The following is a 24,909-nucleotide window of genomic DNA, read 5'->3' as shown; positions in this document are numbered from 1 at the left end:
CAAATGGAAATTACTGAATACCGCCAATGTATCGCTAAACCGATCAGTAATGATAGCCCGGTAGGCGAACGACTTGTCGATCATCCCCTTTTTGACTTTGTCGAAGATCAGATGATGAAAGTTGGCTCGCTTGCACATGCATCGGTCCAGTGGGATGAAGTGGAGCACAGCACGCTGAAGCTTCTTGGAGAGCAGAGCAAAGATATTAAACTGCTCGTTTATTTACTCCAGTGTTTACACAATCAAGTCACGCCAATGCGCCTTATTACATCGTTTGAAGTAATGGGGGAGTTTATAAGTCACTATTGGAACGAGAGCTTTCCAGCACCGGGACCAAGGGGGAACTTGCCAAGGAGAAAGTTCTTCAGCCAAATGGCCCAACGCTTTACTTTAGTGATTGATAAGTTTGACTTCTCCACGTTAGACGAAACAGATCGCCAAGCGTTACAAAAAGCCGTAGCAGAATGGCAAGAGGCGATTGAGAAACTGGAACTTACCTCAGAGCTAGTCGACTCTGTCGTGGTTCGAGTGAAAGGCGAGCTTTCTCGTGCTGAAGAAAGCCAACGAGTAACGGAACAAAGTGCGCAGAGTGAGGCGAAAACCGAGCAAGTTGCACCGGCATCTGTCACTCCATCATCTTCTAGTGTTGTGGTGGATCACTCAAGCGATAAAGCGGCTAAACAAACACTGTTGAAAGTGGCTGATTTCCTTTCCGAACAGGATTACGGAATTGCGCTGGCGATTCGACTTAGGCGTTTCGCCGTATGGGGCAGTATTTCTTCATTACCAGATCATAAACAAGATGGCGAAACCATGCTTCGTGGGATGCAGGTTGATCGAGTAAAAGACTATCAAGATCAGCTTCGTCACCCAGACCTTGCTCTATGGCGAAAAGTAGAACAAAGCCTGACGCTTGCTCCCTATTGGTTTGAGGGTCAACTCATGAGCCATACCATTGCCAAACAGCTAGGTAAAGAAGACTGGTGCAAAGCCATAGTGGAAGAAACGCAAAACTTTCTCAATCGCATGCCTTCTTTATTCGAACTGAAGTTTAAAGGTGGTGAACCATTCGTTTCAGAAAGTGTGAAAGAGTGGTTAATCAACGTTGGTCAAGCTGACGGTTCATCAGGTCAGTCTGTTGGGGGAGATTGGCAGGAAAAACGTAAAGAAGCGTTTCAATTGGCAAAAGAAGGTGGCATCGCCGTCGCGCTTTCCATGTTGAATGATGGCCTAGTCAGCGCTGTCGAGCCAAGAGACCAGTTTTATTGGCGACTTTTGGCGGCTGATCTAATGCGCACCAACCATCTCGATGCAATGGCAAAAGAACAATACCAAACACTCAATAGTCAGATCGAAAATCTCACCGTTCCTGACTGGGAGCCGAGTTTGGTTGAACAAATACAAAGATATACAACGTCAGAGTAAACAAGGACACAATTCATGTGGAAATTTATTGTCGGAATAGTAAAACGGCTTAAACCTGGGCTTGCTGCGGCAATGCCTATTTTGCTATTCACAACGTTCATATTGTTGAACGTTGCCATTTGGTGGGCAGGACCATGGTTAGTTATTGCGGAGCAAAGGCCGCTGGAGTCCATTACGGCTCGTGCTGTTGCTAGTAGCTTGTTTACTCTGGGCGCATTAGCGATTTGGGGCGTCTGGCAGTGGCGTAAATTACAAGGATTTAAAGCGGAGCAAGTACGCGAAGAGAAACTGCGTCAAGATCCAATCAAAGTCTATGAAGAACGCCAAGAAGTTGAGCTGAATCAGGTCATGGTGAACATGAAACAAAGCCTGAACAAGCACAACTACTTGTATGCATTACCTTGGTACCTTGTCCTCGGGTTAGAGAATGCTGGCAAAACAAGCTTGATCAACCGTTCGGGTCAAAATTTCGTATTCTCATCAGTAATGCGTGCTTCGGGCCAGAAAAGCGAAAACCCTTACTCATTTGATTGGTGGGTAGGGGATGAATCGGTTTTGATCGACCCTGACGGAGAGTTGCTAACACAAGGTAACCGAAGCGAAGAAAACAACGGTGAGATGGAGCGTCGACTGTGGTTACACTTTGTTAATTGGTTAGAGCGTACGCGTAGTCGTCGACCGCTTAATGGTATTGTATTGGCATTAGATGTTTCGCATTTGGCGACCGCAACCGCATCAGAGCGTAAAGCATATGCAAATTTGTTGCGTGCCCGCTTACGTGAATTGATGGAGACATTATCGACTCGTTTACCAGTGTACATCTCACTAACAAAACTCGATTTACTATACGGCTTTGAACCTTTCTTCAAGCATTACACAAAAGCGCAGCGAGAAGAGGTGCTCGGTTTTACTTTTTCAATGGATTCCGTTGATAACCTAGACTCTTGGTTGGAAGAATTTGTCTCTGAATACACGCAATTCGTTGAACGTATTAACGACATGTTGCCTCATACCGTATCTGCGCCAATGACATTGGAAGAGCGTAATGCTATTTACAGCTTTACCCGCCAGATCGCAGGCTTAAAAGACATACTAGAGCTCTTCTTCCAAGAAGCATTGGCAAGTGACCAGTTCTCTACCTCTGCTCTGGTTCGTGGTGCTTACTTTACGTCCGTGTATCAGCAAGGTGTCCCAAGCAATGCATTTGATGATGCAGCCTCGCGTCGTTACGGTTTATCCCATGCGATCAACACCGCGCAGAGAGCAAAAAACTCCACGGTATACTTCACTGAGAAACTGTTCACCCACATAATTTATCCAGAAGCTGGCTTGGCATCCGACAACTTCCGTGTGGCGAGAAACAAACGTCGTCTGCTTATGCTTTCTTTCGTTGCGTGTTCTATTGCGACGGTACTGCTAGTCGGTAACTGGCACCGTAACTACATGAGTAACGTTCAGCATGCGGATAAAGTGCTAGCCAAAGTTAACCAATATAAAGAGCAGTTTAGTGGTAACAAGAGTCTGAAATCGCAACAAAATGTTCTAGATCCTCTTAATCAGATCCGTGAAGCCACACTTGAATTTGGTTTCTTCCGAGAAAAGCCTAAGTACATATCAGACTTTGGATTGTACCAAGGCCATACCATCGGTCCGAAAGTTGAGGAAACGTACCTAAATTTACTAGAGACTCGTTTACTGCCACTGTTGATGGCCGATGTTGTTGTAGATCTAAACCAAGCTCAAACCGACGAAGAGAAGTTGGCAGTACTTAGAGTCTATCGAATGCTAGTTGACAAGAGTGGTCGCTACCAAGATTACGTTCTGGACTACTTTGCCAAGTACTGGCAACAAGAGTTTTCAGGTCAGCGTAAAATTCAAGAAGATTTGCTAGGGCACCTAGAATACGCAATGCGCCATACTGACTTAGAGGCAGATCGCCTAAATGGTGACAAAGATGCTGAGTCGGTGATGAAGCCTTACGATAGAGTGATCGCACGAGCACAAACCGAGCTAAGCACAATGCCAAACGACCAGCGTGTTTACCGAAACTTGAAACTAAGTGCTCAGACGCTACTAGGCCCAGCAGTCAACTTAAGAAGTCTTGTTGGCCCAGTGTTTGACGTGGTTTTTGAAGAACGCGTGATGAACAGTGAGAGCCTTTACATTCCGCAAATGCTGACGAAACGAGGCTTTGAAGATTTCTTCATGCCACAGTCTGAGTCGGTCTCAGAGTTGGCGCTGATTGACAGTTGGGTATTGGGGCAAACCAAAACCGCGCAATTTAGTGAAGCCGACAAACAAGCGCTTAGAGATAAGATTCGCAGCTTGTACGTAGCCGATTACACAAACACATGGCGTGCAGCGCTGAATGAAATTGATGTGAAGTATTTCAATGACATCAACGACGCAGTTATGGTGTTAGAAAATCTCACCAGCAACCTTGAACCGATGCAGCGTCTATTGCGTACGCTGGACAATAACACCCAACTCTTTACCACGTTACCAGCAGATGACGCAGCACAGAATGAGTTGTTGAAGAGTCCAAAATACAAAGTCGCATCCATGATCGAGACACCGTTTGCGGATCTTAACGGGATGCTCACTCAAGTGGATGGTCAGCCAGCATACATCAACGAAGTTCTGGCTTCCGTTGATGAGCTTAAGAGCTACTTAACGGCTATTAAAGATGCGCCAGATGTCGGAATGGCAGCCCTTGATGCTACCAAAGCACGAGTTAAGTTAATTAACGCAGACCCAATCTATACGTTGAAGCGAATCTCATCTGGTTTGCCTAAACCGATGGACAGCATGTTTGCGAAATTGGCAGATGAAAGTTGGTACGTTGTGAAGCAAGAGGCGATTAAGCACTTGGAAGTTCGCTGGACAGAAGATGTGTATGCGCCATTCCAGAGCAAACTGGCAGGGCGCTATCCATTTACGCAAGGTTCTAAGAAAGACGCGTCGCTACAAGATTTCGAATCTTTCTTTGCTCCTAACGGCACGCTGGATAGCTTTTACAACAACCAACTGAAAATGTTTATTGAAGAAAACATTACAGTGACAGCCGATGATTCTGCTCAATCGATCATTCGTAAAGAAGTGCTGGATCAAATCCAACAAGCCCAGAAAATTCGTGAAGCATTCTTCAACAGAAAAGGCATATTGGATGTGAACTTCTCGGTAGAACCGATGAGCCTAACCAACAATAAGCGTCGCAGTTTACTTAATGTTGACGGGCAATTCCTTGCTTACAGTCACGGCCCGCGTGAAAGCGTAGAGCTGATCTGGCCTAACACACTGAGAGACTCTGCTGTATCGAAAGTGACTTTGATTCCAACCAAATCAAACATGTCACCTCGCAGTGTTCAGCTTCAAGGTCCGTGGGCGTTCTTCCGTCTGCTAGACAAAGCGTCGGTTGTTTCAGCAAGCCCAACCTCAGTCGACTTTAAGTTCGATGTTGATGGTGGTGAGATGATCTACCGCGTTAACTCAGAGGCAGATGCTAACCCATTCACTGAGCGTTTATTCAAATCGTTCAAGTTGTCTAAAACACTTTACTAACCCAAAGAGCCAAAGCGAGTGATTCGCTCTGGCCTTTTCAGGACGATATCTACAATGTCCAATGTGATTTATATTGATAATGCGTTTTTTCGACTAACTCAGGATTCGGACTCAATTCGAGTCTTAGAGCCTTACATCCGAGTAAGAGAAGAAATCAACCGTCGCTTTAACCCAATTGCTGGTGGCAGTGATTGGGAGGCAGTTAAAGAAAACTGTGAAGTGCTAGCACGTGGCCCTGGGATTGATTTTATGATGTGCGGCTACTACACAGTGGCATGTCTAAAGACTCAAGGCTTGACTGGCTTCGCTACGGGTTTAGAGCTATTAAGCAGTAGTCTAGCGAATCAGAGTAGCGGTGATACCAAAACAGCCAAAATGCGTAAAGAGCTTCTCGATTGGGTCAACGGGCGTGTTGTACAAGAGCTGAAAGCGTTGAAACCGGATCACGGTACTCTCCGTGAACTGTATCGAGCAGAGCGATTTTGCGATCGTTTACACCAGTTAGTTGAGAAGCAAAGTACCGATTATAAAGTCGATTTTGAAGGAGTGGGGTTCGCGCTTTTTGAACATATTGACCGCATAGAAACCCAATACCACAATTTGCTGAAGAAACAGGAGCGAAGTGAACCACCGAAGCTAAAGTTCTGGCAAAAAGGACTCGGCATGTCGACGATAGCGGTTTGTGCTGTCGTTGTGGGTGTATTGGCCGGGTGGAAAGGTTGGCCATGGTACCACTCTACACCTTATGGGCAGCCTCAGCTTATTAGCAAAATAAATGATACGCAGCAGGCTAAGTTGTTTGTTGAGCAGTCTTCCGACAAGCAACGAGCACGTTGGCAAAAAGATCTTGTTCCATTATATGGCGAAGCACTAGAGCACGACATGTTGGAATCATTCTCCGATTCCAAACGACAAGCGATGGCTCATGTTCAACTGCTTAAAACGCTATATCCTCAAGATGACAAAACAACACAGCTCGACGCAATGTTTTCAGAGCAGCAGAAAGTAGCACTAGAACAAACCGAGTTATTTGTTGCTAAGTTCAGTGACATTCGAACCAAGATGGCTAACATCTCCTTACTAGCGAAGCGTGGAAAATGGCGAGACTTACAAAAGCAAACCAAATCCTTGGAGGCCTTTGCCATTAGCTTATCTCCAATCTACGGGCGTGTGGATTATGTTCAAGAACTCATAAAAAACGGTGAGCTAGAAACCGCTGAAAAAGAGTTTGATATTCTTAAAGATCGGCTAAACAACCTTAGCTGGAAGATCGCTGTATTAGAACAGGAAATTGATAGTTCCGGCAGTATCACTCAATAGGACGAATTGATTATATTTTTATAGCGAACCAATTAGGTTCGCTATTTATTATATTAAAAGCACGTGAATGCTGATTATGGGAAAGGAAAATTCCTCTACAGAAAAGCAGGGTGCTCAAATATATGGAAAAAGTAATGAACTTTAAATTTCAATGGTCTGAAACAATGGACACTAGGTTTGAGCGGTTTCAACGACGTATGGGGGCAGCTTTTGTATCCCAAGAAGTGCCATTACAAGCCTTAGAGCATTACGAAGGTATCTTACCAACTAATTTATTGGCCTATTGGGAGCGCCATGGCTGGTGTGGGTATAACAACGGTTTGTATTGGACGGTAAATCCCAACGACTACCGAGACATTATTGAACGCCTATGTGCGCTTAGTCAGTTAGATGACCCGTCGGAAACCTATGTGATAGCCAGAGGGGCGTTTGGGAATCTGGAAATCTGGAACAGTAAGCGCGGTAATGTAATGTCTTATTATCCGGTGATAGGGCTACTGCATCAGTGGCACGCCGAAGAAATGCCAGAGCAAAGTGAAGAAGAGTTGGAATTAGATATGGCTCTTTTTTTTGAAAGCGCTTCAAGTTACAGACATGAACAAGTAGATGAATATGAAGAACCTCTGTTTGAACGTGCTTTAGACAAACTCGGCCCTTTGGCGGAAAACGAAATGTATGCGTTTGTTCCAGCGACTTGTTTAGGTGGAAAGTGGCTGCTGGAAAATCTGCAAAAAGTGGATATCACCCCCCCCACCTAGAAATGTTAATGGATCTGGAAGAGCCGAGTATTAATATCATGCGCTAGTTTCATTACTTGGATAAATAGACGACAAGTTAAATCCGTTCATCGGTTAAAGGGCTGGCAACAATTCATTCAACGTGCTTTGAAAAGAGAATGCAACGCCTTAGCTAAATAGAGAACAACACTATGCCAAGAGCGAGCTTAGAATTCGCCGCAACATTATACCAAGAGCAGAACGAACTATTAGAAAGCATGCGGGATGATAATGATAGTGTGCTTGATGCCATTTATGATGCGCAAAAGCGCTATGATGATTATGTTCGAAAATTATCAACTCAGCCAGAAGTCGTAGCGGCGGTGCCTAGTTTTGTAAACGACCGTTACAATACTTATTTTCAAGCGGCTGCGTGGCATGTGGTGTATTTGTCTCAAAATACCGACGTACTTGATCAGATGTTTATGCTCGAATATGCCCCCAGAGATGCGCCTAGGTGGACAGACCATAGAAGCTTTCATTTTTTGGAAGACAAAGAAGCCGATTTTATTATTAATTACTTGAAAACCAAGGGTGAAAAACTTTGGCTGCATAGTGTGAGTAACTATATTTCACGCAACCGCCGAGCCGAACATTTAGAGCTGTTTGTGCGTGAAGGGCAGTTTCGTTTCCCAGGGAGCTTTTGGACCGTTGTTGGCTATTTCAACACCCCTCAATCGGTGCAACTAATTAAAGAACTGGAGCGAATGAGTGGGAAAGAGACTTTTACTCGTCAGTTACTGTTACTGCAACAGCCTGAAGTTTGGGAGCGAGTCAGGACGCGAGAGGAGATCGAAAGTGACTTTGGCGATACCCTAGCGCGATATGGTACGCCTGATGATTTGGACTTGTTTACACAGTTTATTGATGCCACTCCCGTAGGCCTTAGGTTCCCTTATTTAGATACCATAGTGTCTTTTGGTAATTTACGTGCCTTAACTTGGTTGTTCAATCAGCTCAAGCACTCGGATGCGGTCTATCGTGCAATTTGCTTTCAAAAAATGTGTGAGTTTTTTCCTGAAGAGTTGGATGATGATCCTGACTTTGAAGACATTTTAGAAGTGTATGAGGACACCCTGTCGCTTGAGGGTGAAGAGGAAGAAGAGTGGGAAGATCGAGTCCCAGAGCCAGCGTATCTTCAATCGTTATGGGTTGACGTTCAAAGTAACGTGTTAGCCATCAGAGACATCAATAAGCGCTATGATGGAGCAGGGGAGCGCGATCATGAATTTGACTTACTCTATATTCTTCGCACTAACCGCTACAATGGGATACGAAGTCGATTAAATAGTTTGTTTAACCAGCTAATTATTTACACGGGACAATATTTTCCATTCGATTGTGATGCCTATATGGAAAAGCAGGATGCTCAAATAGATGTATGGGAAAAGTACCTCGTAGAAAACAGAGAAAAATACTTGCCAGGGCGTTGGGTTCGTTGGGGGGGGAATACATTGACTAGCGTATTAAAAATAAGCGGATGAATTCGTTACCTGTGAATATATGGAAAAAATAATGGGCAGTCAGTTTGAGCGCTTTCAACGACGTATGGGGACAGCTTTTGTTTTCCAGAAGTACCATTAATCGCTTTAGAGCATTAATTCCTTCAACGTGCTTTGAAAAGAGAATGCCACGCCTTAGCTAAATAGAGAGCTAACACTATGCCAAGAGCGAGCTTAGAATTCGCCGCAACTTTATACCAAGAGCAGAACGAACTATTAGAAAGCATGCACGATGACGATGATAGTGTGCTTGATGCCATTTATGATGCGCAAAAGCGTTATGATGATTATGTACGAAAATTATCCACTCAGCCAGAAATCGTGGCGGCGGTGCCTAGTTTTGTAAACGACCGATACAACAGATATTTTCAAGCGGCAGCATGGCATGTGGTTTATTTGTCTCAAAATACAGACGTTCTTGATAAGATGTTTATGCTCGAATACGCCCCCGGAGATGCGCCTAGGTGGACAGACCATAGAAGCTTTCATTTTTTGGAAGACAAAGAAGCGGACTTTATTATTAATTATCTGAAAACGAAGGTGGAAAAAAAAGATTGGCAAACGACTGTGAGTAACTACATCTCACGTAATCGCCGAGCCGAACATTTAGATCTGTTTGTACGTGAAGGGCAATATCGTTTCCCACGTAGTTTTTGGGGGGGGTAGGTAGCTATTTTCATACCGCTCAATCGGTACAACTCATCAAAGAGTTGGATCAAGAGTCTGAGACAGGTACATACATTCGTGACCTACTGTTATTGCAACAACCTGAAGTTTGGGAGCGAGTCAGGACGCGAGAGGAGATAGAAAGTGACTTTGGCGATACCCTCGCGCGATATGGTACGCCCGATGATTTGGACTTGTTTACACAGTTTATTGATGCCACTCCCGTAGGCCTTAGGTTCCCTTATTTAGATACAATTGTTTCTTTTGGTAATTTACGTGCCCTAACTTGGTTATTCAGTCAACTCAGACACTCGGATGCGGTCTATCGTGCAATTTGCTTCCAAAAAATGTGTGAGTTTTTTCCTGAAGAGCTGGATGATGACCCTGACTTTGAAGACATTTTAGAAGTGTATGAGGACACTCTGTCGCTTGAGGGTGAAGAGGAAGAAGAGTGGGAAGATCGAGTCCCAGAGCCAGCGTATCGTCAGTCGTTATGGGTTGATGTTCAAAGTAACGTGTTAGCCATCAGAGACATCAATAAGCGCTATGATGGAGCAGGAGAGCGTGATCATGAGTTTGACTTGCTCTATATTCTTCGTACCAATCGCTACGAAGGAATACGAAGTCGATTAGATACATTGTTTGATGATCTCATCATATACACGGGTCAATATTTTCCATTCGATTGTGATGCCTATATGGAAAAACAGGATGCTCAAATCGATGTGTGGGAAAAGTACCTCGTAGAAAACAGAGAAAAATACTTGCCAGGGCGTTGGGTTCGTTGGGGGGAATACATTGACTAGTTTATTAAAAATAAGCGGATGAATTCGTTACCTGTGAATATATGGAATAGATAATGAGCTTTAAATTTCATTGGTCTGCAAAAATGCAGCAAGCTTTCGAGGAGTTTGAGCATACAATGGGCGTGCATCGTGGTTTCCCCATCGTTTGCAGTACACCAGTCCCCCCCCTGAGGTTCTTGAACAATACGACGGAGTATTGCCTAAAAATCTGCTGACCTATTGGGAGCGTCATGGCTGGTGTGGGTATAACAACGGTTTGTATTGGACTGTAAACCCCAACGACTACCGAGACATTATTGAGCGCCTATCAGCAATCAGTCAGCTAGATGACCCGTCTGAGAATTTTGTGATAGCCAGAGGGGCGTTTGGGAATCTGGAAATCTGGAACAGTAAGCGCGGTAATGTGATGTCTTATTATCCGGTGATAGGGCTACTGCATCAGTGGCACGCCGAAGAAATGCCAGAGCAAAGTGAAGAAGAGTTGGAATTAGATATGGCTCTTTTTTTTGAAAGCGCTTCAAGTTACAGACATGACCAAGTAGACGAATATGAAGAACCTCTGTTTGAACGGGCTTTAGAAAAACTCGGCCCTTTGGCGGAAAATGAAATGTATGCGTTTGTTCCAGCGACTTGTTTAGATGGAAAGTGGCTTTTGGAAAATCTGCAAAAAGTGGATATCACCACCCACCTAGAAATGTTAATGGATCTGGAAGAGCCGAGTATTGATATTCTGCGCTAGTCTCATTACTTAGGAAACAAGGGCAGCATTTGGCAGGTCGTGTTGCTCCTATTTTTCTCAATCACTTATCTCTCCTTTTTATTGTGGCTCCTAAGTGTGGTGGATTCTTTCCAATTCAGATGCATACCCATAAGGAGCGGAATTTTGTTTGCTGATGCCGACATAGAAGCAACGAGTTTAGAGGCAAGCAAATTTCTACTTGCCTTTGAGCAATAATTTACTCGCTCTGGGTAATTTATTACCTGTGATGAGTGTAATATCACTTTAAGTGACTGTATTTAAAGACTATAAATTTGGCATAACTCTTGATTAGTACTGACTGCATTCATATATGTTTTTGTTTTCAAACTAATTAAGGATTAAGTAATGCCAACTCCATGTTATATCTCAATTGAAGGTCAAACTCAGGGTCTAATCACTGCTGGTGCATGTACAGCAGATTCAATCGGTGACTCATTTGTTGAAGGTCATGAAGATGAGATGCTAGTACAACAGTTCGACCACAACGTTACTGTTCCAACTGACCCACAATCTGGCCAACCTTCAGGTCAACGTGTTCACAAACCATTTAAGTTCACGGTATGTCTAAACAAAGCGGTACCGCTGCTATACAACGCATTGGCATCAGGCGAGAAAATGACAACCGTAGAACTAAAATGGTACCGCACCTCTATTGAAGGTAAGCAAGAAAACTTCTTCACAACCAAGCTAGAGAACGCGTCTATCGTCGATATCCACTGTGAAATGCCTCACTGTCAAGATCCGGCGAAATACGACTTCACTCAAAACGTAACAGTATCGCTTTCTTACCGCAAAATTACGTGGGATCACGTAAACGCGGGTACGTCTGGCTCTGACGACTGGCGTAAACCAATCGAGGCGTAATCCTCGTCTGTTCATCAATATTAATTTGATGTTCAGTCAGACCGGTGTGGGTGGCAACACCCACACTGGTCTTTGTTTCTCATATTAAGAAGGCACAGTTGATGGCAAAGTTAACATTCACCCTAACCGTTGAAGGATTACCAGAAGAGACATTTGTGGTTACTGGTTATCAAGGTAAAGAATCGCTATCGGATTCGAGCTTTGGCGTATCTCAGGCTTGTTATGGTTTTCGCTATAACATTGAATTGGCAAGCCGACAATCCGGTATAACCGCTCAACAGGTCGTGGATAAAACCGCCCAACTGACCATGAAACGTAATGGCGAACCCGTTCAATTTGTGAATGGTATTATTCGTCAGTTTTCTCAAGGTGACATTGGTCATCATCATACCGTTTATTCTCTAGTTTTAGTGCCCGCCCTTGAGCGTCTATCCTTACGTCAAAACAGTCGAATTTTCCAGTTAAAGACGGTTCAAGACATCATTAGCCAAATACTGGGAGAGATGGGCGTAGCGGATTTTAGTTTTGCACTAAAAAGATCCCTTTCTCAACGTGAATTCTGCGTTCAATATCGTGAAACAGACTTAGAGTTTGTACATCGCCTAGCAGCAGAAGAGGGGATTACCTATTACATTGAACAAGCCGATGGCAAACATACGGTTGTGTTCTTTGACGACAGCGCTTTGATCAGCAAGTATGGCGCGCCTGTATTACACAATGGCTTGGCAGGCGGACAATCGGGTGACCCCTTTGTTTCCCAATTTAAAATTGAACATCAAAGCGAGCCAAGTCACCTCACTTTCAAAGATTACAGCTTCAAAAAGCCAAGCTATGGTTTTTTGCAAGAGCAGCAAGGTGCAGACCTTAGCTTTCAACAAAGCAGCTACGAACATTACGACTTTCCGGGACGATACAAAGATGATGGCTCTGGTATCGCCTTTAGCCAACTTCGTCTCGAATACTTACGCCGAGAATCAAACCTAGGGCATGGTAAAAGTAACCACCATGCACTCCAAGCTGGGGTTAAATTTGATTTAAGTGAAAACCTAGAAGCGAGCGCAAACCGCGATTGGATTGTGGTTGCGGTGACGCATCAAGGTACCCAACCTCAAGCGCTAGAAGAAGATGGTGGCCACGGAGCAACCACGTATTCGAATCAATTTACCGTTATCCCCGCAAACAAGACGTGGCGAGCGAAGCCTCAACCGAAACCGCAAGTTGATGGCCCAATGATAGCGAAAGTAGTCGGCCCCGCAGGTGAAGAGATCTACTGTGACGAACATGGTCGGGTAAAAGTGCATTTCCCATGGGATAGAGAAAGCGAACAAAACGAGCATAGTTCATGCTGGGTGCGCGTATCTCAGGGTTGGGCAGGGGCTCAATATGGTTTCATGGCTGTGCCACGTATTGGTCATGAAGTTATCGTCTCATTCTTACATGGCGATCCAGATCAGCCGATCATCACAGGCCGCACTTATCATGCGACAAATGTGACGCCGTATATGTTACCAAACCATAAAACTCGGACCGTAATAAAAACCCAAACCCATCAGGGAGAAGGTTCTAATGAAATCCGATTTGAAGATCAGGCCAGCATTGAGCAGATTTTCATTCACGCGCAAAAAGACCAAGACATCATTACCGAGAACAATCATCGAGAGCTTGTGGGTGTAGACCGACACTTGAGAGTAGGTCGAAACTGGTTGCAAATGATCACTGAAAACGTCAATCGAATGGTTGGCAAAAATGTGATTGAAGAATTTGGTCAAGATCATCAGATCAAAATTGGCAGAGATGTCATTAAGCAGATTCTAGGCAAGATAAGTCAGCACGTTGTAGGCGGAATTATCTCTAAGATTGATGGAAGTACAGTCACTCAAATTGGCGCATCTGAAGAAAAAGAGATTGGTGCCAACCAACGTGTGAGTGTTGCAAACGAAAGTTACTTAAAAGCAACCAAAGTTGTACTAGAAGCTGGAGACTCCCTCACAATTAAGGGACCAGGTGGGTTCGTTAAAATTGATGGCGGTGGGGTAACTATTTCAGGAACCAAGGTCAAAATTAACGAAGGTGGTTCACCCGATACTGGTACAGCTCCTGCTATGATCAAGCCGCAAGACCCTGATAAACCTCAAGAACCTGATGGTCCGGATGAGAGGGGGTAATCATGCCGAGTGCAGCAAGGTTAGGTGACAGCGGTGGTGGTCACGGATGTTTCCCTGCCACGCCGATTATAGCGGGCAGTGGTGATGTATCTATTAATGGTAAACCAGCAGCTCGAAAAGGAGATGCGGTTCTACTCCACGCTTGTCCGTGTCCTTATAAGCCACATGGTGTCCATGGGCGTAGTATATCTGCTGGTTCGTCAAACGTTTCAATAAACGGAAAGCCAGCAGCTCGTGTCGGGGATGCTATTGATTGTGGTGGCTCTGTTGCATCAGGCTCGGGAAATGTATTCATTGGGGACACGCCATATCAGTCTCCAACACATGAATGTGGTGAAGGCGCAAGCGGGGAAAAAATTCCATTCTTGCGTATCCTACCGATGGCGACGCCAAAGCCCGCTTTTTGGGCGAAAGCGCCTTTCATACCCGAGCAATTTGCTGAGCTAGCAAAGCAGCAGGTGAAAACGCAACTGACAGAAGTTCAACCCGGCGCCTTGCCTCCTCTGGCTGAAGAGATTGTTAACTCGGTAAAAAACGGTGCGTCGAAAAAAGAAATGTTGGCGCTGCTAGAAGGTGAAACCACCAAGGCGATGCGACGTAAAGCACGAGAAGCCATTACAGAACAAGCGAGTGCTAAGGCCCCTGAGAAGGCAGAACGCTTTAGTAAAGATATGGATGCCGCTGAAAAAGCCATGCTTAGTGATCACATCTACACACTAGATAAACCAGTTGATGAACTAGATGATAGGCGCAAGCAACTAGCAGATGATTTTGATAACGACTCTGGTTGGTCGTTGGCGAGTGATGAAGATTTGGAAGAGCTCGGCATTAAGTCTTCAGATTTAGTCATTCCAGACAGTAATTTCCGTGCGCAGGTGTATGTACCGGAGCCTGAAGTATTTGGAGAGCAGGCGAATCCTGTATTGGTTTTTAGAGGCACTGAAGGGGGAAGCGATTGGACTCAAGCTAACCTACCTCAAGGCTTAAATAGAGACTCTGTATATTATAAACGAGCTGTCACTATTGGGAGCAAATTACAGCAATCAGCAGCTCCTATAGAGATAGCAGGGCATTCTCTTGGTGGAGGTTTATCTTCCGCTGCATCGAAAGCCAGTGGTTTCAAAACAACGACGTTCAACAGTGCTGGTTTGCATAGAAAAACAGTGGAGCGGTATGGTGTTCCGGAAGCGATGCAGGGGAGTGATGACAATATAACTCGTTACCGAATAGAGGGAGAGCTGCTTACTTTTCTTCAAGAAGATATACCTTTGGTTAGCCGTTTGGCGCCAGATGCAATCGGCAACACTACGCACACTATGCCAAAGCCTAAATCATTGACTGCGGCAGCAGTGGGAACCGGTGCCGCACTGGGGCTTGGGCTTGGGCCTGGCGGAGCGCTAGCTGGCTTTGCCGGTGTAAAAGGTAAAGAGAAGTTGGACCTACATGGTATGGATATGATGCGAGAAGCGATAGAAGAGCGTAAAGTCAGTGATTTACATTCCCTAGCGCAACAGGCCTAAGCAATGACACGCTATATTATTTTTTCACTTTTGGTAGTGCTATTACTACCTTTGACCACAAAAGCAGGAGTGCTCAAAATGTTTCGTAGTAAACCGTATCCAGAAGTGTTTTTTTCAGGTGATTTACTAACAGTTGCCGAAGCCATTAAGAAAAAGGATATTGAAAAAGCTAAGCAGTTGGCAGAAAAGCTACCGGACATTGATGCTCCGGGTACGGAAAACTACACGTTACTTGCTTTTGCGGTTGCAGATACCAATATTCCGGCTATCAAAATGTTGATGGCATTGGGGGCCGATCCTTCAACCGAACTAGGGTCGCAAGGGCAGAACGGCTCTGTCGCTTATTTGGCTATGTGGCGCAAAACTACAGAGGCACTTAAAGCTATGTTGGAAGCTGGAATGGATACAGAGATCCAAAGGGGTAGCAGTACCTTGATTTACGACGTACCTACTCTAGAAGAAAACGATTCTTTGAGGCTCTTGGTTGAGTTTGGCGCTGATGTAAACGCTCGGGATCGTCTTGGCCAAACTCCCATATTTAACTTTGTATTAACAAGTTTTGATGAAGCTATTTACCTTTTGGACAATGGTGCTGACCCCTTTGTAATGGATAAGTCTGGTGTGACCTTAGCTTATGCAGTACAGAATCGCTTAAATTACATAGATAGTAAGTCGGAAGCCCACCAAAAACTCCTTACCATCCAGCAGAAGATGATAGATCTTGGTGTGAAGTTTCCGGCACTAACCCCTTACGGCGAGCGTTTTCGTAATGACATCGTCTATTGCAAAGAGCCCAAGGGTTATCGACCGCGTTCAGAGTGTAAGGTTGAAGGGGTGAGTCGATTTGATAAACCTCAGTCCGAAGAATCCAAGTTGGCTGATGAAAAGATTCTACGCGAGCGCTATGGAATTAACGCAAAGCTGTAGCCCTCGAAGGTTCAGTAAAGTGCTAAAAGTTGCCTTATGGTTATTAGTTTTTGCACTGTGCTCTGTTCTTACCAGCAAGGTTGTGGATGCAATGTCGATAGTTGATAGTAAACCTTATCCTTCTGCCTTTTTCTCAGGTGAACTGTTACTTGTGGCACAGGCAATAAAAGAAAAAGAGCTCAAAAAAGCCAAGAAGTTAGCAGAAGCATTACCTGATATTGATGCGCCGGGCAAAGAGAATTTTACCCTGTTAGCTTTTGCCGTGGCTGATAACAATGTTCCAGCCATTAAAATGTTGATGACGTTAGGAGCTGATCCTTCTCACCAAATAGGTAAACACAAAGATAGAGGAACAATTGGTTCCTTTTCGATGTGGAATCGAAGCACGAAAGCGCTAAGAGCTCTGCTTGAGTCAGGGATGGACCCTGATCAAAGAGAAACTGATAGAACATTGATATATAAAGTTCCTGAACTTAGAGACAATGACTCGCTCAAGCTTCTCGTTGAGTTTGGTGCTGATGTAAATGCCAGAGATCGCTTAGGCCAAACGCCTTTATTTGATTTTATTAATGTTAGTTTCGATGAGGCGTTATATCTGTTGGACCATGGCGCGGATCCTTTTGTAATGGATAGATCAGGAATGACAACTGCTTATTCTGTTCAGGATGAGCTTAACAATATGGATAAGTCTACAGAAGCTTATCAAAAAGTGCTTACCATCCAACAGAAAATGACAGAGCTTGGTGTGACGTTTCCTGCACTCACTCCTTATGGCGAGCGTTTTCGTAATGACATCGTCTATTGCAAAGAGCCTAGGGGATATCGACCACGTTCAGAGTGTAAGGTTGAAGGAGTGAATCGATTTTTAACGCCTCAGTCCGAAGAATCCAAGTTGGCTGATGAAAAGATTTTACGCGAGCGCTATGGAATTAACGCAAAGCTGTAGCCCTCGAAGGTTCAGCAAAGTGCTAAAAGTTGCCTTATGGTTACTAGTTTTTGCACTGTGCTCTGTTTTTACCAGCAAGGTTGTGGATGCAATGTCGATAGTTGATAGTAAACCTTATCCTTCTGCCTTTTTCTCAGGTGAACTGTTACTTGTGGCACAGGCAATAAAAGAAAAAGAGATTAAAAAAGCCAAGAAGCTAGCAGAAGCATTACCTGATATTGATGCGCCGGGCAAAGAGAATTTTACCCTGTTAGCTTTTGCCGTGGCTGATAACAATGTTCCAGCCATTAAAATGTTGATGACGTTAGGGGCTGATCCTGCTCACCAAATAGGTAAACACAAAGATAGAGGGACAGTTGGTTCCTTTTCGATGTGGAATCGAAGCACGAAAGCGCTAAGAGCTCTGCTTGAGTCAGGGATGGACCCTGATCAAAGAGAAACTGATAGAACATTGATATATAAAGTTCCTGAACTTAGAGACAATGACTCGCTCAAGCTTCTCGTTGAGTTTGGTGCTGATGTAAATGCCAGAGATCGCTTAGGTCAAACTCCCCTCTTCAACTTTGTATTAGCGAGTTTTGATGAAGCTATTTACCTTTTGGACAATGGTGCTGACCCATTTGTAATGGACAAGGCTGGTGTGACATTGGCTTACTCAGTACAAAATCGCATAGAAAACATGTCTAGTGAGTTGGAAGTGTACCAAAAACTTCTTACCATCCAACAGAAAATGACAGAGTTTGGTGTGACGTTTCCTGCACTCACTCCTTATGGCGAGCGTTTTCGTAATGACATCGTCTATTGCAAAGAGCCTAGGGGATATCGATCTCGTGCAGAGTGTAAGGTTGAAGGAGTGAATCGATTTCTAAAGCCTCAATCTGAAGAATCTAAGTTGGCTGATGAAAAAATCTTAAGAGAGCGTTATGGCATTGACGTGCATCTGTAAACGTTGCTTAAAGGGTGTTGGTAAGTGGATAACTTAAAGTCGATTTTTGAAGTTCTCTCCGAAACGGAAGAGGGCACGCTGTATGTCATTTTCGATCAAGTGCAGCACCCTGAAGCGAATGAGTTTTGGCAAACGATGAGGCTGCGCTCTGATGTCGAGTGGTGTTACTTATGGCAAGACAGTCAGTATATGCAGTATCAAGATGCATCTCCGGTATTGATTACCATTGCTGATGGTAACCCTGGTGAAAGCTTATTGTATTGGTTGAACGACTATACCGAACATTATGAACGACTCGGAGTCGTTGGTCGCTATAACGGCTGCTTAAAACAAATTTATCAGCATTGGCGAAATTGGTTGTCTGTGCTTTATCCAGACGGGCAAGAAGCGTTATTACGTTTCTATGATCCGATGGTTATTGCCTCTTTTTACTCAGTCTTAACAGATATCCAAAAACAAGCTTTTAAAGGTGAACATTACCAGCTTTACACACCTTGTCTTAACGAGGATAAGCCACACCTCTGCGCAGTTATTAGTGGAGAAGTAGCGGGTGAGTCGACGGAAGAGCTAAACCAACAATCGATGACCTACCCAGTCAAGTTGACTCCTAGCCAGTACAGTCTGTTTTTCTATCCAGAGAGGTTGGACTCGCTGATTGATTCTCTGCATAACAAACTCGCACCGAATTATGCATGGTTGCTACCAAGAGAAAATGTCGCCATCCGATTCAACGAAGGGCTAGAGCTTGCAGCACAAAAGTACCCAGATACTGATGCTCTCGGAAGGGAAACTTTTGCCTTGTATCGGTTTTATTTGGGTGACAAGTTCGATGAACACCCAGATTTTTATGATTTGTTAGCCCATCACTCATTGAGAAATGCAATTGGCAAGTTTGACGAAAAATACCAAGGTCGCAGCGAAGAACTCATGAATTATCGAACAGAAGGTTGGCTAGGCATGGAAGGAAAAGCAGGTTTCGAGTCATGATGAATCAATGGCCAAATATTGCAGAAGTTTCGCGCCAAGAGTGGCAAGAGAGCGCAAAACAAAAAGGCTGGTGGCTTTTAGTCGATTCAGCCATAAATTCGGACGTGTTGAACTTTATCCCTGCACCTCAACCTCAAAGTCGATTGTACTGGGATGAAATGGGCGAAGTTCACGCCTCAATTTCACCTTACTTGATACCAATGCATTCCATTGACTGGCTAGATGAAAACATTACCCATAAGTCAAACTGGGGAATGGCAATTCAGATTAATGAAGCTTTTCATGATGAGACGTTAGACAGACAACAAGAGATATTGCTCAGTCATTTACGAACTTGGTCATTGGCGCAAGCTCCCGAGCAGGAAGTGGCGATACTGCGGATCAATGACTGGAGCATTTTCCATGTCTTGTGGAATGCGACAGCTGCGGAGAAACAGACCGAGTTAAAAGGACCAATCCAATCGCTCTGCTATTGGGAGGCCAAAGATGAATCAGCATTCATGAGTAACCTTACCGGAGACATGAATCCAGAGGTGCTTGTAAAAACGCCCATTCAACTTACGGATGAGCAATACCTTGGTTTGTCTAACTGGGCTGACCGACATCAACACCAAAAATATCGTGAGCACTTGCAGCAACATCATCAGGATACTCACAACTGGAGTGAGGATGAGTGGAAAGCATTTTTGTCGCAGCAAACCAAACAAGCAAGAGATTACGGGTTTGAGCAACCTAACGATGTGGTGCGTTATTTAAGTCTCTCTGTCGTAATGGGGAAAGATTTTATTGATACCTCTTGGGCAAAAGAAGTGCTGAGTAAGCCAAGCCACCAAGGTAAAAAAAGTCACATGGACCAGCTATTTGCTCAAGCATTGAAACAATTAAACGAGGAGTCGTCGACATCATGAGCCAGAATAAGCACACGGAGCTAATGAGTAGTGCGCAAGCCGCTGAGCTTAATTTCTCTACGGACAATGTCAAAGAAGGCAACTGCAAAGAGTGCAATTGTGAAGTATTTGTACGTTGTCATTATGACGACGATAGCCCGATAAAAGAAGCGCCTTATACCCTAGTTGACAGCAAGAAAGGCGAAACGACCGGGCAAACAGATGAAAACGGCTTACTAAAAGTTATCAATATGCCTTGTGGTGGCTATGAGTTGTTTTTGGGAGAAGGCACCGATGCTTATGAGCCAAAGGACGTACTGACAAATAACCCTGCTCTGCAAACTAACCCAGAATATGCCGCCATCACAGGTGAGTACTTTGCGCTTTATACTATTTTAAATAGAAAAGGTTACCTCACTTACGATGCAGACGACAGCGACGAAGATGAAGTTGACGTTGATGGTGTGGGTATCATGTCGATGTTTGGCGTTGCTCCAGACGGATATGAAGAAGCGTATAAGCGATTCTGGGAACTCCATGAAGAGATTAACGACGGGCCAACCTCGCTAAAAGAAGCCGTAAACCGTGCACATTGTGGCTTAGCGGGTGAAGTTGCAGGACAAGCGAAAGACAACGAAGCATTGATCTTATTCTGCGAAGTTGCGCTTGGCTTTGTGCCGGTAGTCGGGCAGGCGATGGATCTCTACGACCTTGGCGGCTGGGGCTGGAAAACTTATGAAGGTAAAAATCTTGATGAGTGGCACTGGGCGGAAGGTGCGCTTATTTCGTTGGGTTTTGTCCCAGGTTTGGGCGATGCCGGTAAAAAAATTGGTTTAACGATCCTGGATACGCTCAAAAAAGCCGATCCGGGTGTTATACAGCTAGCGATAAAAAAAATTCGCAGCCTGTCAAACGGTAACATTGTTAAGTACTTAATGAGTTTTGGCGACAAGCTCGATGAGGTGGCTGCTGAAGCGGATGTCCTGCTTAACAACATCATTAACGGTTTGACCAAAGTTCTTAAGGATTCAGCGAATAGCAACTGGATTGTTTTAATGATGAAAAGCGAGTTTGCGTTCTTCATTAAAGCGATGAAGGATTTAAAGAAAAAGATCAAAAAGTCCATCGATTGGATGCGTGGCAAAATTGATGAGTTCACAAAACTTGTATCAACGCGAATTCCAGGAACTGCAGCACCTAAAAACACCAAGCCAACACCAGACAGTGCTAACGCAAGTAAATCTGACCCAAGCAAAAGACAGTCAGAGAAAGGTGATGGCACGAAAGGCCCAGATGCAGAGGAAGGAGCTAAGTCAAAAGAAAGCTGCCAGCCTACGAATAAACAATGTGCAGGCAGTGACCCAGTTGACTTGTTGACCGGTAAAACTTACGAGATCCGAGAAGACTTTGTTGTTCCAGCAAGGTTACCCCTTCAGCAAGAAAGATACTATCAATCAGCAGGAGAGAGGGAAACAGGTCTACTAGGTAAACTCTGGCGCAGCAATTGGGATATAAGCCTAACGGTTGAAGGCTCAATCGTTAAATTTATAGATAAAGACTATTCAATAGCCTTTTTTGACGCACCTTATCAAGGTTCACCGACTCGTTCAGATCTAATGCCGCAATGGCGATTACATCGCGGTGAACATGGTGATTTATTCTTAAAAAACAAGAACGGCCTTGAGTATCATTTTGAATATGCAGTCGGCACGACACTACGCCTTACTAAACAGCAAGATGCGTATGGAAATGCTACACAGTTTGTATACGATCGTGGTTGTTTAAAGTGGGTGGTACTTTGCGATGGGCGGCTAATCCAAGTTGAAACGCAAAGAAATCGAATTCAAACACTCACGCTATGTGAAGCAGATAAAACGCCAACGGTTGTGCTTGCGCGATACAGCTATGACAAAAATGGATTTTTACTGTCTGTCCGTGCGGATGCAGGACGCAGTTTTGACTATCAATACAGTAAAGAAGGTTACTTAACGCGCTGGAATGATCTTTCTCAAACCTGGGTAGAGCACGATTATGACGATAAGGGTCGCTCCATTGCGACACGATGCTCTGGCGGCTACTGGGATGATGGGATCACCTACGATGATGAAAACCGAGTCCATTACTATCACACTGCATTCGGTGGCACCCAAGCCCTTCACCTTGATGATCAAAACAGACCTCTGCAAATTGTTGATGAATATGGCAATCCAACCAAAAGTGTTTGGCAAGACGATCTTCTGATTAGCCAAGAGAACGCACTTGGCGAAACCGTTCAATACACCTACGACGATTGGGGTAACGTAACCAGTGCCATCGAGCCAAATGGTGCAGAACACGCCTATGAGTACAACGAACAAGGTTGGTTGCTGTGCTACACAAACCCAATGGGTGCGCTTTGGTCTTATGAATACAACACGTTTGGTGACGTAACTGCTATTACGGATCCAGAAGCGCGCCAAACCCAAATTAGCTATACCGAGTTTGGTCAGCGTGCGACCGTAACAGGGCCTGACGGTTCAATAACCAATTACTCTTACTATAGCAATGGCTTGTTGGCACGGGTTGAGCCGCCTGTCGGTTACGGTATGGACTTGTTCTACGACAAACAAGGCCGTCTTATCAAGCGCGTGACAGACAATAAGCAAGTGCGTGAATGGGTTTACGAGAAGAACAGCAAGCACCCCTGCCGAATTCAGTATGAAGATGGTACTTACGCCCACTTTGAGTACGATATTGAAGGCAACCTTACCAAAGCGACAGACGCGCTTGGCAATAGCCAACATTTCAATTATGGGCCTTTCGACAAGCTATCTAAGGTGGTTGACCCACTTGGCGCTGTGACACAATATCACTATAACGCGGAAGCCGAGTTTGCCGGCGTCACCAACAGCCATGGTCAAAAGTGGTACTACGACTTCGATAAAGGTGGACGAGTGGCTGCTGAACACCACTATGATGCCCGTGTCGACCACTATCAGTATGATGCAGCAGGTCGATTGAATCGCCATATCAAGCCAGATGGTGTGCAGCACAGTCACAGCTACGATCCTTCAGGAAAACTACTCGAGACGGTGACGCTCGATCACAACGAGCAACAATTGGCTAAAGCTTGGTATGAGTATGATGCCGCCTCTCGCTTAACCTACACCGAAAATGGTGATGCATGGGTGTCTTTTGCATACAGCCAATCCGGGCTGTTATTGGAAGAAAACCTCAATGGCACCCCAATCGTTCATGAATACGACGAACATGGCCGTCGTATTGGTTCATCAGGCAGCAAAACCGCGCGACAATATCAATGGACTAAGCACCAATTACAGCAACTGTCTGTAGGCGAGCATACCCCGCTGCAATTTGCGTATCACCCCAGTGGGCAAGAGCAAACCCGCGCTACAGAGCAGGGGTTCAGCCTTCACCATCAATGGAGTGAAACAGGGTTACTGCTAGAGCAACAGCTCGGCACAAATGGTGATAGCTTACGCCAGTATCAATACGATGCCCTCGATAGGCTGGTGGGCATTGACGATGCCAAACGCGGTCAATCTAGGTTCAGTTTAAACGCTAATGGACAAGTTCAAGCCGAACGCCAGCAAAAGACGTGGGAAAGCCAGCAACGCTTTGTACACTTGTTTGGTTACGACAGTGAGCTCAACCTAAACCAACAAGGCTTTGCGACTGAATACGGTGATAGCGAAAGCAATGTAGTCTCGCTCGATGACGCACGAGTAAAACGCCAATCTCGCCAATACGATAAGGCGGGTCGTGTATTGGATACAGGGCGATTCCGTTATCACTACGACATGTGTGGTCGCGTGGTCGAGAAAACCGAATACAAAGACGGCTTCCGACCAAAAACCACCCGATTTGTTTGGAATGGGGATGACAGACTCACACATATCGAACTGCCCGATGGTGGGCGGTACCGCTACCGTTATGACCCGTTGGGCAGGCGAGTCGCAAAAGAGTGTTTAAGCACCCAACGAATCACTGAGTATTTGTGGGATGGGGCAAACATTGTCCAGCACAGCCAAAAGACCGCCGATGGCAGCGTCATTCAGGAAACTGAATACCTGTACGAGCCAGAAACCTTCCGCCCAATCGCACAGGTGACTCACAAGGCAGACCAAGCGTCTCAGTTGCACTATATTGTGACAGACCACGCAGGCACGCCACAGGAGCTGTGCAGCGAAAATGGCGAGGTCGTTTGGCAAGGTGAGCAAGCTTTGTGGGGACATTACCAACAGAAAAATGTGCTTCCTAATTATGGTTTTAGAGAAAACGCCCAGAATGATGAGCTATACTGTGACCTGCGTTACCAAGGGCAAATAGAAGACCGCGAATCCGGCCTGTACTACAACGTTAATCGCTATTACGATGCAGACAGTGGCCAGTACCTAAGCCCGGACCCGATAGGATTTGCGGGCGGGTTAAGGCCACAGGCGTATGTGTTTAACCCGCTGGATTGGGTTGATCCGTTGGGGTTGGCGGGGTGTCCGGAGAGGGATGAAAGAGTTCGACATATCGCAGAAAAACATGGTGGTAAAAAGCTCGATGATGGTGGTTATAAAATGCCAAACAAAAGGGCTGCTAAAAATGCGGCATCTGAAATAGCAGGTGATTTAGGATCTGATGCATCTAAAGTGCGGCGTAAAGACTATACAGATATATCTAATACACATAAACAAAATCGATCGGAGCGAGTTATTGGTAAGATTTCGGCGGATAAAAGCTCTGGCTATTATGATCATAGCATTGGACACCATTTTGATAGAAGACCACATCTTAATGTTTGGAGCAAGCGATTTGGAGCAACTGCGAAAAACAATTTTCATTTATATTACTAACTTTAAG

The 24,909-nt window shown here is 44.9% G+C and carries 15 protein-coding genes and 3 pseudogenes; all 18 read left to right on the top strand.

Annotated features, from left to right (window positions below; translation table 11 throughout):
* Positions 1–3: 3 nt before the first annotated feature.
* The 18 genes and pseudogenes from tssA to B853_RS24190 all read left to right on the top strand — a co-directional run bounded on the left by tssA (position 4) and on the right by B853_RS24190 (position 24,902).
* Entirely contained in the window at positions 4–1,425 is a 1,422-nt protein-coding gene (tssA, locus tag B853_RS24265) for a type VI secretion system protein TssA (protein WP_038887552.1), read from the top strand.
* Between the two features lie 15 nt (positions 1,426–1,440).
* Complete coding sequence (gene tssM, locus B853_RS24260) at positions 1,441–4,986, top strand: type VI secretion system membrane subunit TssM (protein WP_010452433.1); 3,546 nt, start codon at positions 1,441–1,443, stop codon at positions 4,984–4,986.
* 54 nt (positions 4,987–5,040) lie between these two features.
* Positions 5,041–6,306: a type VI secretion system ImpA family N-terminal domain-containing protein gene (locus tag B853_RS24255; protein WP_038887550.1), complete on the top strand. Its 1,266-nt coding sequence runs from the start codon at positions 5,041–5,043 to the stop codon at positions 6,304–6,306.
* Positions 6,307–6,440: 134 nt separating this feature from the next.
* Positions 6,441–7,111: pseudogene (locus tag B853_RS24250) on the top strand (GAD-like domain-containing protein).
* Positions 7,112–7,234: 123 nt separating this feature from the next.
* Complete coding sequence (locus B853_RS24245) at positions 7,235–8,566, top strand: hypothetical protein (protein WP_249027446.1); 1,332 nt, start codon at positions 7,235–7,237, stop codon at positions 8,564–8,566.
* A 177-nt stretch (positions 8,567–8,743) separates the two neighbouring features.
* Positions 8,744–9,250 (top strand): hypothetical protein, encoded by a 507-nt coding sequence (locus B853_RS26635; RefSeq protein WP_249027445.1) that lies wholly within the window; start codon positions 8,744–8,746, stop codon positions 9,248–9,250.
* Entirely contained in the window at positions 9,238–10,056 is an 819-nt protein-coding gene (locus B853_RS26630; RefSeq protein WP_249027444.1) for a hypothetical protein, read from the top strand. The genes B853_RS26635 and B853_RS26630 overlap by 13 nt, the downstream gene beginning before the upstream one ends.
* Before the next feature lie 53 nt (positions 10,057–10,109).
* A pseudogene (locus B853_RS24235) lies at positions 10,110–10,795 on the top strand (GAD-like domain-containing protein).
* Between the two features lie 366 nt (positions 10,796–11,161).
* Positions 11,162–11,680: a type VI secretion system effector Hcp-2 gene (gene hcp-2 / locus B853_RS24230; protein ID WP_038887549.1), complete on the top strand. Its 519-nt coding sequence runs from the start codon at positions 11,162–11,164 to the stop codon at positions 11,678–11,680.
* Between the two features lie 101 nt (positions 11,681–11,781).
* On the top strand, positions 11,782–13,845 hold the full coding sequence (gene tssI, locus B853_RS24225; protein ID WP_038887547.1) for a type VI secretion system tip protein TssI/VgrG: 2,064 nt from the start codon (positions 11,782–11,784) through the stop codon (positions 13,843–13,845).
* A 2-nt stretch (positions 13,846–13,847) separates the two neighbouring features.
* A pseudogene (locus B853_RS26855) lies at positions 13,848–14,147 on the top strand (PAAR domain-containing protein); the annotation flags it as partial.
* Positions 14,148–14,225: 78 nt separating this feature from the next.
* On the top strand, positions 14,226–15,365 hold the full coding sequence (locus B853_RS26970; protein ID WP_487247908.1) for a Tle-like phospholipase domain-containing protein: 1,140 nt from the start codon (positions 14,226–14,228) through the stop codon (positions 15,363–15,365).
* Positions 15,366–15,443: 78 nt separating this feature from the next.
* A complete protein-coding gene (locus B853_RS24215; RefSeq protein WP_128827036.1) occupies positions 15,444–16,292 on the top strand; it encodes an ankyrin repeat domain-containing protein in 849 nt (282 codons plus the stop codon).
* A 19-nt stretch (positions 16,293–16,311) separates the two neighbouring features.
* Positions 16,312–17,238: an ankyrin repeat domain-containing protein gene (locus B853_RS24210; protein WP_249027442.1), complete on the top strand. Its 927-nt coding sequence runs from the start codon at positions 16,312–16,314 to the stop codon at positions 17,236–17,238.
* Positions 17,239–17,329: 91 nt separating this feature from the next.
* Positions 17,330–18,184: an ankyrin repeat domain-containing protein gene (locus tag B853_RS24205; protein ID WP_249027441.1), complete on the top strand. Its 855-nt coding sequence runs from the start codon at positions 17,330–17,332 to the stop codon at positions 18,182–18,184.
* A 24-nt stretch (positions 18,185–18,208) separates the two neighbouring features.
* Positions 18,209–19,171, top strand: a complete 963-nt coding sequence (locus B853_RS24200; RefSeq protein ID WP_038888014.1) for a DUF4123 domain-containing protein — start codon at positions 18,209–18,211, stop codon at positions 19,169–19,171.
* The gene (locus B853_RS24195) at positions 19,168–20,079 is read left to right on the top strand and encodes a DUF4123 domain-containing protein (RefSeq protein WP_038888015.1); all 912 of its coding nucleotides are present in this window, start codon (positions 19,168–19,170) and stop codon (positions 20,077–20,079) included. The genes B853_RS24200 and B853_RS24195 overlap by 4 nt, the downstream gene beginning before the upstream one ends.
* Positions 20,076–24,902 (top strand): RHS repeat-associated core domain-containing protein, encoded by a 4,827-nt coding sequence (locus B853_RS24190; protein ID WP_249027440.1) that lies wholly within the window; start codon positions 20,076–20,078, stop codon positions 24,900–24,902. The genes B853_RS24195 and B853_RS24190 overlap by 4 nt, the downstream gene beginning before the upstream one ends.
* Positions 24,903–24,909: the final 7 nt, after the last annotated feature.

Source organism: Vibrio rotiferianus CAIM 577 = LMG 21460 (assembly GCF_002741985.1).
GTDB lineage: Bacteria > Pseudomonadota > Gammaproteobacteria > Enterobacterales > Vibrionaceae > Vibrio > Vibrio rotiferianus.
The sequence above is the reverse complement of the archived record's forward strand: the minus strand, read 5'-3'. Positions and strand labels throughout refer to the sequence as shown.

Excerpts from the sequence above, each read along its gene's own strand:
- B853_RS24245 (WP_249027446.1), top strand. The coding sequence starts at position 7,235 with ATGCCAAGAGCGAGCTTAGAATTCGCCGCAACATTATACCAAGAGCAG.
- tssM (WP_010452433.1), top strand. The coding sequence starts at position 1,441 with ATGTGGAAATTTATTGTCGGAATAGTAAAACGGCTTAAACCTGGGCTT.
- B853_RS26635 (WP_249027445.1), top strand. The coding sequence starts at position 8,744 with ATGCCAAGAGCGAGCTTAGAATTCGCCGCAACTTTATACCAAGAGCAG.
- B853_RS24190 (WP_249027440.1), top strand. The coding sequence starts at position 20,076 with ATGAGCCAGAATAAGCACACGGAGCTAATGAGTAGTGCGCAAGCCGCT.
- B853_RS24195 (WP_038888015.1), top strand. The coding sequence starts at position 19,168 with ATGATGAATCAATGGCCAAATATTGCAGAAGTTTCGCGCCAAGAGTGG.
- tssI (WP_038887547.1), top strand. The coding sequence starts at position 11,782 with ATGGCAAAGTTAACATTCACCCTAACCGTTGAAGGATTACCAGAAGAG.
- B853_RS24205 (WP_249027441.1), top strand. The coding sequence starts at position 17,330 with ATGTCGATAGTTGATAGTAAACCTTATCCTTCTGCCTTTTTCTCAGGT.
- B853_RS24255 (WP_038887550.1), top strand. The coding sequence starts at position 5,041 with ATGTCCAATGTGATTTATATTGATAATGCGTTTTTTCGACTAACTCAG.
- hcp-2 (WP_038887549.1), top strand. The coding sequence starts at position 11,162 with ATGCCAACTCCATGTTATATCTCAATTGAAGGTCAAACTCAGGGTCTA.
- B853_RS26970 (WP_487247908.1), top strand. The coding sequence starts at position 14,226 with ATGGCGACGCCAAAGCCCGCTTTTTGGGCGAAAGCGCCTTTCATACCC.
- B853_RS24215 (WP_128827036.1), top strand. The coding sequence starts at position 15,444 with ATGTTTCGTAGTAAACCGTATCCAGAAGTGTTTTTTTCAGGTGATTTA.
- tssA (WP_038887552.1), top strand. The coding sequence starts at position 4 with ATGGAAATTACTGAATACCGCCAATGTATCGCTAAACCGATCAGTAAT.